This window comes from Legionella sp. PATHC032 (assembly GCF_026191185.1).
Lineage (GTDB): Bacteria > Pseudomonadota > Gammaproteobacteria > Legionellales > Legionellaceae > Legionella.
Genome location: NZ_JAPHOV010000001.1, coordinates 2,575,354 through 2,588,601, shown reverse-complemented (window position 1 = coordinate 2,588,601; position 13,248 = coordinate 2,575,354). Strand labels below are relative to the sequence as shown.

Genomic DNA, 13,248 nt, shown 5'->3' with positions numbered 1-13,248 from the left:
CACGACATATGTTTTAATTTAGTGTACAATTTGTACTTTTTCTATGGTTATGGTTGATAAGCTCGTGAGCAGTTATTTTATCAAGGAAACAGAAGAACTCGTTACTATTCTGGATTTTTTACGATTTAGTTTGTCCTGTGCTGAAAACGCACAATTATTTTATGGTCACGGAACGGACAATGCTTGGGATGACATGAGATCCCTGATCTTGAGAAGCTTGTCTTTACCATACGATGTTGATCCTTTTTTATTAAATGCACGTCTAACAACCAGTGAACGTAAACATCTTTGTAATCAACTGGATAAACGAATTAATCAAAGGGTTCCCGTACCTTATTTAATTAAGGAAGCCTATTTTTGTGATTTGCCTTTTTATGTTGACGAACGAGTGCTGATTCCCAGGTCACCAATAGGAGAGTTAATCAATAATCAATTTTCCCCGTGGATAGATGCGGAACGAGTACATCATGTTTTGGATTTGTGTACGGGGAGTGGTTGTATAGCGATTGCCTGTTGTTATGCATTCCCTGAGGCTCAGGTTGACGCTGTGGATATTTCAAATGAAGCATTGGCTGTGGCTGCTATGAATTGTGAACGTCATGATGTCGGCTATCAATTGGCACTGATTGAATCGGATTGTTTTACAGCACTGACAGGGAAACAATATGATTTGATCGTGAGCAATCCTCCTTACGTGGGTAAGGAAGAGATGCAGACCCTGCCGGACGAATATCGCCATGAACCGGTTTTGGCATTGGAAACAGGAAATAATGGTTTAGCTATTATTGAAAAAATTTTAAAGAATGCCCATGCTTATTTAAGTGAAGATGGAATTTTGGTCGTGGAAGTAGGTAATAGTGAACAGGCTTTATGCGAAACTTATCCTTTTGTTCCGTTTACCTGGCTGGAAATGAGCAACGGCGGGCAAGGGGTGTTTTTATTAACAAAACAGCAATTAGAAGAATATTTTAATAAGTGAGTAAGCCATGTCAGGGAATACCTTTGGAACGTTATTTACTGTAACAACCTTTGGTGAGAGCCATGGTCCCGCTATTGGATGTGTGGTTGATGGTTGCCCTCCCGGAATGCCTTTAAATGAAGCAGACATCCAACCTTTTTTAGACAAACGCAAACCGGGCCAATCCAAATACACCACCCAGAGGCGAGAGGACGATACGGTACAAATTCTTTCTGGTGTATTTGAAGAGAAAACGACGGGCGCTCCCATAGCATTACTGATACAGAATACTGATCAGCGTTCCCGTGATTATGAAGACATTAAAAACTTGTTCCGACCAGGGCATGCTGATTTTACCTACCATCATAAATATGGGCACAGAGACTATAGGGGCGGGGGTCGGTCTTCCGCTCGTGAAACAGCGGCACGAGTTGCTGCCGGTGCTATTGCCAGATTGTATTTAAAGCGTTATTTAAACCTGGATATTATTGGTTACTTGCAACAAATGGGCGATTTGAAGTTGCGATTTGAAAATGAAAATGAAATCGATAAAAATCCTTTTTTTTGCCCTAATAATAAGCAAGTTCAGGACTTGGCTGATTATATAGATCGCTTGAGACGCCAGGGCGATTCCGTTGGTGCTCGAGTTAAGATATTGGCGCGGGGAGTGCCAACAGGGTTGGGAGATCCGGTATTTGATAAACTGGATGCCACTCTCGCTTATGCCATGATGTCGATTAATGCTGTTAAAGGTGTTGAAATAGGAGCTGGTTTTAATGCTGTGGAGCAGCTAGGAAGTAATCATAGAGATCAAATGACGTCCAAGGGATTTTTGAGTAATCATGCCGGTGGTATTTTAGGGGGCATAGCGACTGGACAACCTATCGAAGTAAGTATAGCCTTAAAACCAACTTCAAGTATCACAACTCCAGGACAAACCATTAATACTGAAGGTGAAGAAGTTACTGTAGTAACCAAGGGACGTCACGATCCTTGTGTGGGAATAAGAGCCCTACCAATTGCAGAGGCAATGATGGCTTTGGTGTTAATGGATCATTATTTACGACATAAAGCACAGTGTAAATAATAAATTAGAATGTTTAAAAATTTATCCGTGTCGTAGTCAGTACTTCGCTTCGCAGATAGGGGATATACTTGGCTAAGGCATTGTTAACTGATGGTAAGATGAGGTGATAATGAGCAGACATTTGAATGTAGCTATTGTAGGGGCAACAGGCGCTGTTGGAGAAACCTTTTTAACCGTTTTGGAAGAAAGAAATTTTCCAATTGAATCCCTTTATCCATTAGCGAGTTCTCGCTCAGTAGGCAAGACAGTAACTTTCCGAGATCAGGAATTGGATATTTTGGATTTGGCAGAATTTGATTTTAGCCAAGTGGATCTCGCTTTATTCTCTGCCGGTGGCGCTGTTTCAAAAGAGTATGCGCCAAAAGCTGTGGCTGCAGGGTGTGTGGTGGTTGATAATACATCCTGTTTTCGTTATGAGGATGATATTCCTCTTGTTGTCCCTGAAGTCAATCCTCATCGAATCGCTGATTATATTAAAAGAGGTATTATTGCTAACCCTAATTGCTCCACCATTCAGATGGTAGTTGCTCTAAAGCCAATCTATGACGCTGTTGGCATTAGTCGTATCAATGTAGCAACTTATCAGTCTGTTTCCGGGACTGGCAAAAAAGCCATCAGCGAGCTGGTTGCTCAGGTAGGCGATCTTTTAAATGGGAGACCAGCTAATGTTCAAGTTTATCCTCAGCAAATTGCTTTTAATGCGCTTCCGCATATTGATCAATTTGAAGACAATGGCTATACCCGAGAAGAGATGAAGATGGTCTGGGAAACTCGCAAGATTATGGAAGATGACAGCATTATGGTTAACCCTACAGCCGTCAGGGTTCCTGTTATTTATGGGCATTCTGAAGCAGTTCATCTGGAATTAAAAAAACCTTTGACGGCTGACGATGCTCGTGCACTTTTGGCAAAAGCGCCTGGTGTTACTGTAGTGGATAATCCTGCTAAAGCAAGTTATCCCACTGCAATTCAGGATGCAGTCGGACATGATGATGTTTTTGTAGGGCGTATAAGACAGGATATTTCTCATCCTTGTGGACTCAATTTATGGATAGTCGCTGATAATATCCGAAAAGGTGCGGCAACTAACGCGGTACAGATCGCTGAAATACTGCAAAGAGAGTTTCTGTGAAGCTTCCGTTGCCACAATAACAGAGATTCAGTATCTTGATAAAAAACCTGTATGTCCTCCATCGCTCATGCAGGTTATGTTAGAAAAAATGCCATACTTTTTATATCCTAAGTTATACTTCTATTATGACTGTTAAATTTTGAAAAAGATGGCGAAAGAATATTATTTATCTGATGAGATCGAAGAGATAGTACTCGCGAGTACTGTATTGTCTTACTCTCGATCCAATTTATCATCAAAACGCTTCAATGATTTAAAAAATGGGAAAATTCCTTGGGAAGCGGAACTGGATTTAAACGGTTTAAACGTTGAGTCTGCGCGTAAGAGTTTATATCAATTTATCCAAACTGAAATAAAAAATAACAAACAATGCATTCTAATTATTCATGGTGCGGACAATTATCAGGACAAACCGCCCTTAATGAAAAATCTGGTTAATCGGTGGTTACCTCAGATCAATGAAGTATTGGCATTTCATAGTGCCAAGCCTAAGGATGGTGGTTCTGCGGCTGTTTATGTCTTGCTGGGCTCAGTATTTAATATCGAGTTACCCACACGACTGCCTTCCAATCGAAGTGAAAGTACTTTCTTAGTGGCAGAAACAAAAGCAATGGAAAGACGGAGGCGTTTGGCTGAGCAGCAAGGTGAGAGGAGATTTGCTTCTGTTAAAGCACGTGAACATTCGGAAGAAGAAATCAAGGTTGCTCCGGAGGGGGAGTTACAAAACAATATATTGCAACACCCTGAATTGAACAGTCAGCGTTTCGATGGAATAGATCCTAATTTAAACCCCGAACCGCCGCTCAATACGGAAGCCAGGAGGGAGTTTGATAATGAGAAAAGAGAGCAGGATAAAGAAAAACAATTACGTTTAGGCAACATGCCAAAATTTACTACAGCACCTACCCCACGGGGGCCCTAAATGAGTATTGCAAACGATATTATCAGTCATAGAATGCCTGATTTTGATGCTTATCTGCGCGCAGGGGAGTCTTTGGATGATATCGATGAATATGGTTTTACTCCCCTCATAGAGTGTGCTATTACACGACAAGTTAAAATTGCCGAGCAGTTAATTGCTCGCAAAGTTGATATTAACAAGCCAGATGTCACAGGACGTACTCCATTACATTGGGCAGTGGACAATAATGACTTGGATATGACCAAACTCTTATTAACCTATGGTGCTGATCCTAATGCTTACACTCGTAATGGTCTTTGTGTGTTGGTTTACCCGGTTTTGCGTGGTCAAGATTCAATAAAGCAGTTGTTGTACCATCATGGTGCGAAACTTGATTTTGCCCTCGATTTTATTAATGCAAAATTGATTGGTCATCGATTTGAATTGCAAGGCGATGTGGATATTGTCAATGCGAAAGGTGAATTCATCGAGCTCGATTATGAAGGGTTTATTTTGGAATTCACTGTCGCTGTTGTAAAAGACTCCTTGAGGAGGTTTATCAGTAGTTATTCGACTCGGCATTTAAGGGATTATTTTCCATATATTCATAATATTATGGATGCTTTTACTGACGCAGCAGAATTGTTGCAGTATCAACATCATCCCAGACTTGGAGAACAACATTTCAAACGTATCGCCGCTTTGTTAAAAGCTCCCATGCTGATTCTTCCTGCGGCAAGTCGTGGTCATGCCTTATGTTTTGTCCGCTATCACCAGTGGTGGGCAAAAATTGACAGGGGTGAAAACAGCTTGCAAGAAGGAAGCGTTAACATTTACCGAATAACCAGGCCAGAAGCACTGACAGTCAATTTTATCCATGATTTTTTATATAAAAAACAAAATAGAAGATTTTATCATCAAGTGATAAACCAACAATTGGGGCTGCTTCCTTTTGCTCAAATGCCAATCAGCTCTCAAATTAGTGGAAATTGTTCCTGGGCTAATGTGCAAGCGGTTGTCCCAGTCGCATATTCTATGCAAGAGTTGATCAGCGTAGAAAATTTTAATCCTGACGTGGCTTTATCATTGTATGATGACTGGGTCGAGTGGGATAAAGACAGGGCTCTTGATGAATGCATACAACGCTTTTATTTAGCCAGCCCTGAACGTAAGGCAAGTATTGCGGCAATATTGGGAGGTATTTTGTTTCAGGCTTGTGATCATGGCAAGAAACATCATCTGGAAAGAGCAGAGAAAATTCTTAATATTTTGATATTAGATGAATATTATTATGTTTTGAGTAGTTATCTGGAAGAGTACTGCATTAAACGATTAACCCGTAAAGGAAATAATTTATTGAAAATTCTGGATGATTGTGGAATTAATCCTAATATTGGCGTTAATCCTGTTGCAACAGGTCTATAAACAGAAATTTCCTTTAAAATCTAATGGCTGGTGATTTGGTGAGATCAGCTTCAAACTTGTAAGGTAATCAATTTTTCTTATTCCCCTGTCAATTTGACAAGGGATTATTAACTAACTGACATTGATTACAACTCGAATAGCTTGAAGTTTTAAAGTAGAGCTATTCATGAAGTAATTACTCTCTAAAATTTTCTTTTTAAAGAACTCAATTTCTTCATGACGAATAGCAGGGTTAATTTTTTGCAAGGATTCCAGTCGATTAATTTCTTGAGAAGTTGTTAGCTCCATCATCGATTTTGCTTCTTCGATAAATAATTTCATCTGAGCTTCTGCGATTGTGTTGGTTTGTTGCAGAATCGACTCAATCTCTTCACGAACTTGTTTAATAACAGGGTAACCCAGATGACGTTTAAGTGGTTGACATAAATTATTAAGCTGTTCATAACTTAAAATGCTTGATAAATTTTTACCGGTAGTATCCATTAAAATTCGAATTGGCAATGAAGGAACAAATCGGTCAAGTTGTAAATATTTAGGGGCCGAGGAGTTAATGGTATAAAAAGTTTCCAAGAAGAGAGCTCCTGGTTTTATATTTTTGATTGAAATGGTGGTCATTGTGACATTGCCCAGCTCTGACTCCAGAATCATTTCCATGGTGTCATAAACCATGGGATGTTCCCAACTCAGAAACTCCATGTCTTCACGAACAAGGGCTTTAGAGCGAGAATAAGTGACTGTCATACCGTCTTCTTTTAGCCCAGGAAAATGAGCGGTCTTCATGTGGTTACCAGGACGTAATATCTCAGTGTTCTCAGAATGATATTCCTGATCAATTCCATATTCCTGATACACTTGCGACATGTAATTTTCAAGTTCAAGGCAATTTTCTTCTGCTTCTATTGCTTCAATTAGTTCTTTTCCTATAGCGTAGTTACAAGAGTTTAACTCTAATAATCTATCTCTGCCTGTATTAAGGGCTTCTTTGATATGGTGGGTATGTAATTGGGTATCTGCAATAAGCTTCTCTAATGTGTGCTTGCTCGTTTCATGCATTGGATTGGACAAAACAGGTGTTAGTCGATTTTCAAAAGTTTCAAAAATTGAAAAACCAACAGAGCAGCTTTGTTGGAAAATATTGATTCCTTCGTGATACCAGAGAAACAGTTTTTCCTGCGCTGTATCTGTTAAATAGGGTACATGAATTTCAATGGGGTGATTTTGACCAATACGATCCAAACGTCCGATACGCTGTTCCAACAGATCAGGGTTTAATGGCAAATCAAATAAAACCAAATGATGAGAAAATTGGAAATTTCTTCCCTCACTTCCTATCTCGGAACAAACTAGAACCTGGGCACCATTTTCCTGTTCTGCAAAATAAGCGGCAGCTCTGTCACGCTCTATAATGGTAAGTCCTTCATGAAATAAAGTACTGCGAATACCTGTTTTTAATTTTAAATAGTGTTCCAGACTAATGGCCGTTTTTGCTTTTGCACAGATTACCAGAATTTTTTCCGGGCGTAATTCATTAATTTTATTAACAAGCCATTTCACTCGGGGGTCATGCTCTACCCAGGAGTCATTGTTAAGCAAAGTTTCAGGGTAAAGATGGATTAAGTTGGATTCCCTAATTATCTCGGAATAAAGCGTTGGGCAAGTTAATGCGACAGGGTGTACTCTTCTTTCGGGAAATCCTTTAACGGCTGCGCGAGTATTGCGAAAAAGTACTCGTCCTGTTCCGAATCTGTCAAGTAACTCTTTGATCGCTGCATTAATGTCAGTCGGAGCGTTTTTACCCAAGAGTTGTTTTAAATCTGAATGGAGTTGAGAATTTAACTTATCTACGCCATTTTTTTCCTTATAATCCATGAAATCTTGAACTATTTTATTGATTTCGTGGTATTGCTTTTCTTCATTTACAAAAGCTGAAAAATCATAAAAACGTGCTGGATCAAGTAGGCGAAGACGAGCGAAATGACTCTTCATGCCAACTTGTTCAGGAGTGGCAGTAAGAAGAAGTAGGCCTGTGCTTCGAGCGGATAATTCTTCAATGAACGTATATTCAGGACTTTGTGAGTCCTCTGACCAATAGAGATGATGAGCCTCATCTATTACCAGAAGATCCCAGTGTACAGCTAATGCCTGCTGACGTGCTGTTTCATTGTCCATTAGGAAATCCAGGCTGCTTAATATCAGTTGTTCCCCTTCAAATAGATTGCTATCCTCCGATTCTGATTCAGTTGGATTGTTGTTATCATCGAACTCGTCAAGCGTGGTTGGTACGGCATCATATTGATTTTGACCAATGATAGAGAAATGCAGATTGAACCTCCTTAACATTTCGACAAACCACTGGTGAATCAATGAATCTGGAACAACGATAAGCACTCGTGAAGCACGGCCAGTATGCAGTTGATAATGCAAAATCATTCCCGCTTCAATGGTTTTTCCCAACCCAACCTCATCGGCAAGCATCACTCTGGGAGCAAATCTTTGAGCAACTTCATAAGCGATATATATTTGATGGATAAGATGGCTAGTTCGTGAACCTAAAAGGCCTCTTGCTTTAGACTGTTGCAATCGGCTTAAATGCTCTAAGGTTTTAATTCTAAGCTTAAAAGCATTTAGTTTGTCTAATAATCCGCTGAAGAGCCTTTGTTGAGGGGAGTTAAGTTTGATAAAACAATTAAGTGCCAGCTCACTAATTTGAGTCACATTTCCAAAGTCATCGTTTCCTGTATACAGTAAAACACCATCTTGTTCCTGGATGGAAGTGACTTTTATTCTTTGCTGATCATTGGTAAGGATTTCTTCATCTGTTTTATAGATTATGCGGCTTAGTGGCGCATTATCTATAGCGTAAATTCTATCCTCTCCAGCAGCCGGGAAACTGATAGAAACTTGTCTGCCATCTACTTCAGTAATAATGCCTAAACCCAGTTGCGATTCGGTATTACTTATCCAGCGTTGACCAATGCGAAATGTCATTTAGAGAAACTTCCTCAATATTAAAAATCGAAAATGAACTGTATGTTTTAATGCGTGATTGTATCAATTTTTGATACAAGTTACAGAAATAATTTTAGTGACAAATTGATTGATTTATTTGCATGAGAAGACAGATTTGAATTTTTAAATAAAAGAAAAGATATTTTGTCATCTAATATTGCATGAAAAATATTAATTCATAAGGCGCATTAAAAAGTCAAAAGAGGATCATGTTTCATTTTGGCTTAGTATTTGAATTTTCAGATCTTTTTTGTAGTAGGTTTATTAAAATAAAATTTAATTGCAAAAAATGCAAGAATTACTTGTCTTATTGATAATTTATGATTAAAAATGGACATCTAAGGAAGATTTTTAATCGTAAGGAGTAAATATGGCTACTAATGAAACAGAGCTTCAAGTATTGATCCAACATGATAGCAAATCAACAATCACTACTTCTAGCTTGGACAGTACTGAAAAGGATCCTAAGGCAAGTACTGACACTCCTGAAATTGAAAGCGGTAGTCTTGCCCAAATCATCGATACTCAAAAACAACTGAGCCAAGTTAAAGAAAGCCTGGAATCAATAGTAGACAGTATAGCGGAAAATCCCAGTTTGATTACTCGAGCTGCGTCAGCTTGGGGTGAACTACCTATGTGGCAGAAAGTTACAGGCGGTATTGTCCTGACAGCGCCTACTTTGGCAGTAGGATTATTTGCCCATATCGGTGTTTTATTAGTAATAGGGGGAGTAACAGGACTAACCTATACAGCAGGCGCGATTGTTTTGGACGACCACCATACTTGCAATGTAAATATTGCCAAACGATTAAAAGAAGGACTGTTTGGTTTGGCAGATCTGTTGCAAATTACAATTGAGGCATTGGATGCAATTCGCAAAAAGTTTGCTGAGGAAATTGAAAAATTTAAGAATGAAAATCTCAGATTAACTGATAACATCGATAGGCTGGGTAATGAAGTAGAATCACTGAGTGCTCAGGTCGAGTTATATATTGAAATTGAGAAAATGCTCCGTAAAGATACAAACGAAATGGAGCAAACCGTCAAAAAACTTCAAGAATCTACAACAAAACAAACTGAGCTATTGGAAAAGAATCAAAAAGAGCTATCAAAAATCAGAAAAGAATACGAAAAAAGCCAATTGCAGCTCGCTGAAAAAATAGCTGAATTACATGAGGTCAGGCTGTCGTTGGGCCTCGAAGTTGAAAAGGCTAAAACAGTGGCGAGGACATTGGAAGGAACAGTACAGACCTTGTCAGGAACGGTTATTGCTGATGAAGAGCAACGTGTCACATTTCAAAAGAAACTGGATGGATTCCTTAATGAAAAACAAGTCAGCTTTGATCAAGTTGCGGAGCGAATTTGCAAGGCAGAAGAAGAACTGAAAACAGTCAAAGAAGAGTTAAGAAAAAGTAATGAGCGCTATAGTGAATTATTAAAGCGTCAGGAACAACAGGTTGAACGTTTGGAAAAATTGGGTTTACATAAATTGGAAAGGATAGTAGATAAAGAAAATGTTAAACCCAGCAATGACCCCGTTCATACAGGTTTGCTTTCCCATGGAATCTATAGTCCACCCAAAGGTAAAGTCCTCCAACCTAAAGTAGAGATAGTAGAGGATAATAAGACTATTGCTTTAGTTAATTAAGAAAAGGATTTAAGGAACAAGAATCAGGCTTGTTTTAAAGGTTATAATTTTAAGTAACCGTTCAAGGGGTATTTAATCAAAGAATATTAAATCCTCTGTATTTACCGCGAAGGCGGGAATCCATCTAAAAATTAACCTATATGCTAGCTTTATGGATAGATTCCCGCCTATACAGTAAAGACAACTCAAATAAATAGGCACATAAACAGAAAAACGTGTATACCCTGAATAGTTACAATTTTAAAATCGGTATCCTGACAATAAAATGCAGCTTTGTTTTATCCGAAAATCCAGAGGTTCCTGGATTTTGCGGATAAATTTTCATTGAAAAAGTAAATAGGTAAATAATTAATTAATATGCCCTATTTCTCTTCTTGCTCTTTAGCCAGTATGGCTTCCCTTTTTTTGTTACCTTCATTTTTTGCAGGGATTGAGCGATTGCCCTGTTGGCCACCATGACTTTGCTGATTCGCGTTTGATTTTTTCCGTTGTTGGTTTGCGCTGACACCAGCATTTGTATTTCCTGATGAGGAACGTTGCTGTCCTCCGCCTGAACGACGTCTACGATTTGCGTTGCTACCTTGTTGACGTTTGTCTCCTCCCGAGCTTTTGGAAGATGTGTGCTTTCCTTGACTTTGAGCACGATGATGATGTTTTTTACCGGGTTCTTGAGTTGTTGCGGTATTGGCAGCTGAATGACCACCAAATAAACTGGTCCATAATCGTTTAATGAAACTGGTTTGAGGGTGTTTGATGACTCTGTGTTCGGCAAATGATTTCACAGCAGGTTCATCATGTGATACCGGCTCTTTATCACTGCTGGGAACATGTACTTCAGGTTGCTGAATCAAAGAGTAGCTTGGTTTTTTAGATTTTCCTACGTTGTCTTCTTTCAGACGAGTAATCGTATATTGTGGAGGGTGCAAATAAGGATTTGCAATAACAACGACACTGACACTATGTCTTTTTTCAATATCTCTGATAAAATTGCGTTTTTCATTCATAATGAACGTGGCCATTTCTGGTGGCAATTGCACTTGAATCTCAGCTGTTTTTTCCTTGAGCGCTTCTTCTTCGATAAGGCGGGTAATTGATAAGCCATGAGACTGTATACTACGTACAGTTCCTCTACCTTCGCAACGTGGGCAAATTTCCTGTGCAGTTTCCCCTAAGGATAACCGCAGGCGTTGTCGTGACATTTCAAGAAGGCCAAAGCGCGAAATTCGTCCTACTTGAATTCTGGCCCTATCGGCCTGCAGCGCTTCTTTGAGTCGATTTTCTACTTCTCTTTGATTTTTACTTGAACTCATGTCAATAAAATCAATAACTACCAAGCCACCTAAATCACGCAGGCGAAGTTGACGAGCAATTTCATCAGCTGCTTCAAGGTTAGTATTTAATGCAGTCGCTTCAATATCAGCACCGCCAGTAGCTTTGGCAGAGTTAATATCAATTGATACCAAGGCTTCAGTTCTATCTATGACCAAGGCACCTCCAGAAGGAAGCATGACTTGGCGCTGGTAAGCTGTTTCAATTTGGCTTTCAATCTGATAGAAATTAAAAAGAGGGATGCTGCTGTTATATAGTTTTAGATTAGGTAAAAACTCTGGTTTTACGCGTTCAATGTATTGTTTTGCTTTGATATAGGATATTTGATCATCAATAATAATTTCACTGATGGATTTTCGCAAATTGTCGCGAATGGAACGAATAATTACATCACCCTCTTGATGAATCAGACAAGGCGCCAGTTCTGAATTATAAGCTTCTTTGATGGATTGCCACTGATTGCAAAGCATGTTTAAGTCATCCTGCAGCTCTTCCAGGCTTTTCCCAACACCTGCAGTGCGAATAATAAGACCCATGTCTTCAGGAAGGGTTAAAGCATTTAATGTTTCGCGTAGTTCATCACGCTCATCACCTTCAATGCGTCTTGATATTCCGCCAGAATGAGGGTTATTGGGCATTAAAACCAGGTAACAACCCGCCAGGGTAATAAAAGTTGTCAGAGCTGCTCCTTTATTCCCTCTTTCTTCTTTATCTACTTGGATAAGTAATTCTTGACCTTCACGGATAAGGCTGGTAATTGGAGGTTTCTCATCTCCAAATTCTTCCGGGTTCTTGCTTAAATATTCCGGCGCTATTTCTTTTAGGGGTAAAAAACCTTGGCGTTTGGAACCATATTCAACGAAAACAGCATCAAGACTGGGCTCTCTTCTTGTTACAATGGCTTTATAAATATTACCTTTTTTCTTTATTTCTCCTGGGCATTCAATATCCAGATCAAATAATTGATTGTTTTTTATTAATGCAACACGAATTTCTTCTGTTTGCATTGCATTGATTAGCATTTTTTCCATGTATAACCCCATATTTAGGGCGCATGCATTTACATCGAGATAGTGTAAGGCTCAGTATAGCCGTATGTTCATTTCTACAGTTTGCTTGCCACGAAGTTAATTTTTCTGGCCCCATATCTTGCATGCATCTTAAATGTGCTGAGAGAGGGAGTCAGAAAATTAATGTCCTGGTTTCTATATTTCTGGTGAAATGATAACAGCCTATTCCCTAATTGCTCAATTTTGTTTTTGAAAAACAATTTTATTAAGCAGGCAGGGTGAGGGACTTTAAGCTGACCCATGACCTTGTGGACAGACCGTACGCATGTTACCTCAATAGTTAAAGGTGCACACTGTATGATGTACCGTTTACAGATTAAGTGGGTTGGAAAAAAAAGGCCTTTCATCAGGCGTGCAAAAGCCCGGCAATAATTCGTAATTGGTATAAAGCATGTCTGGCATGCGTAGGTATCTGTCGAAATAATTATCAATTTTACTCTGGTATTGGGTCGCTTCCTTATATCTTCGACTTAAATGGAAGCGCATTTTGTTTTTTCTTCCAGGCATCTGCTCATGCTTATCAAGATGAAAAAACAGAGGCAATTCTTCAACTTGTGGTTCAAGTTGTTATTGACTCCAGCCTGTTTTATATTCGCTTGAGCAGTTGCTTCTTTAGTTCGATTTGCTATCAAATTAGTTAAATTTATGCTATTCTGTTAATTTTTCATTCTTCATTGATGATGAAAAAT

Annotated in this window: 9 protein-coding genes; 7 read left to right on the top strand and 2 right to left on the bottom strand. The window is 39.1% G+C overall.

Annotation, left to right across the window (positions count from 1 at the left end; genetic code table 11):
• Positions 1–43: 43 nt before the first annotated feature.
• The 5 genes from prmB to ankH all read left to right on the top strand — a co-directional run bounded on the left by prmB (position 44) and on the right by ankH (position 5,503).
• On the top strand, positions 44–979 hold the full coding sequence (gene prmB / locus OQJ02_RS11500) for a 50S ribosomal protein L3 N(5)-glutamine methyltransferase (RefSeq protein WP_265719163.1): 936 nt from the start codon (positions 44–46) through the stop codon (positions 977–979).
• A gap of 7 nt (positions 980–986) precedes the next feature.
• Positions 987–2,045 carry a chorismate synthase gene (gene aroC / locus OQJ02_RS11495; RefSeq protein ID WP_265719162.1) on the top strand — a complete coding sequence of 353 codons (1,059 nt, stop codon included), beginning with the start codon at positions 987–989 and terminating at the stop codon, positions 2,043–2,045.
• A 109-nt stretch (positions 2,046–2,154) separates the two neighbouring features.
• Positions 2,155–3,177, top strand: coding sequence for an aspartate-semialdehyde dehydrogenase (locus tag OQJ02_RS11490; RefSeq protein ID WP_265719161.1), 1,023 nt, complete (start codon positions 2,155–2,157; stop codon positions 3,175–3,177).
• Between the two features lie 148 nt (positions 3,178–3,325).
• On the top strand, positions 3,326–4,099 hold the full coding sequence (locus OQJ02_RS11485; RefSeq protein WP_265719160.1) for a Smr/MutS family protein: 774 nt from the start codon (positions 3,326–3,328) through the stop codon (positions 4,097–4,099).
• Positions 4,100–5,503 (top strand): Dot/Icm T4SS effector AnkH/LegA3, encoded by a 1,404-nt coding sequence (gene ankH, locus OQJ02_RS11480; RefSeq protein ID WP_265719159.1) that lies wholly within the window; start codon positions 4,100–4,102, stop codon positions 5,501–5,503. It abuts the gene before it with no gap.
• A gap of 111 nt (positions 5,504–5,614) precedes the next feature.
• On the opposite strand, the gene rapA is transcribed toward ankH, so the two are convergent.
• Positions 5,615–8,491, bottom strand: coding sequence for an RNA polymerase-associated protein RapA (rapA, locus tag OQJ02_RS11475; protein WP_265719158.1), 2,877 nt, complete (start codon positions 8,489–8,491; stop codon positions 5,615–5,617).
• 391 nt (positions 8,492–8,882) lie between these two features.
• Between rapA and legC7 the strand changes: the two genes are divergently transcribed.
• Positions 8,883–10,160 (top strand): Dot/Icm T4SS effector LegC7/YlfA, encoded by a 1,278-nt coding sequence (legC7, locus tag OQJ02_RS11470; RefSeq protein ID WP_265719157.1) that lies wholly within the window; start codon positions 8,883–8,885, stop codon positions 10,158–10,160.
• A gap of 362 nt (positions 10,161–10,522) precedes the next feature.
• Here legC7 and OQJ02_RS11465 read toward each other — a convergent pair whose 3' ends face one another.
• The gene (locus OQJ02_RS11465) at positions 10,523–12,520 is read right to left on the bottom strand and encodes an Rne/Rng family ribonuclease (RefSeq protein ID WP_265719156.1); all 1,998 of its coding nucleotides are present in this window, start codon (positions 12,518–12,520) and stop codon (positions 10,523–10,525) included.
• A 359-nt stretch (positions 12,521–12,879) separates the two neighbouring features.
• On the opposite strand from OQJ02_RS11465, the gene OQJ02_RS11460 reads away from it, so the two are divergent.
• Complete coding sequence (locus OQJ02_RS11460; protein ID WP_265719155.1) at positions 12,880–13,200, top strand: hypothetical protein; 321 nt, start codon at positions 12,880–12,882, stop codon at positions 13,198–13,200.
• The last annotated feature ends 48 nt before the right edge of the window (positions 13,201–13,248 follow it).

Bases quoted from the DNA above. Each gene is read 5' to 3' on its own strand.
- prmB (WP_265719163.1), top strand. From the start codon at position 44: ATGGTTATGGTTGATAAGCTCGTGAGCAGTTATTTTATCAAGGAAACA.
- aroC (WP_265719162.1), top strand. From the start codon at position 987: ATGTCAGGGAATACCTTTGGAACGTTATTTACTGTAACAACCTTTGGT.
- OQJ02_RS11490 (WP_265719161.1), top strand. From the start codon at position 2,155: ATGAGCAGACATTTGAATGTAGCTATTGTAGGGGCAACAGGCGCTGTT.
- OQJ02_RS11485 (WP_265719160.1), top strand. From the start codon at position 3,326: ATGGCGAAAGAATATTATTTATCTGATGAGATCGAAGAGATAGTACTC.
- ankH (WP_265719159.1), top strand. From the start codon at position 4,100: ATGAGTATTGCAAACGATATTATCAGTCATAGAATGCCTGATTTTGAT.
- rapA (WP_265719158.1), bottom strand. From the start codon at position 8,491: ATGACATTTCGCATTGGTCAACGCTGGATAAGTAATACCGAATCGCAA.
- legC7 (WP_265719157.1), top strand. From the start codon at position 8,883: ATGGCTACTAATGAAACAGAGCTTCAAGTATTGATCCAACATGATAGC.
- OQJ02_RS11465 (WP_265719156.1), bottom strand. From the start codon at position 12,520: ATGGAAAAAATGCTAATCAATGCAATGCAAACAGAAGAAATTCGTGTT.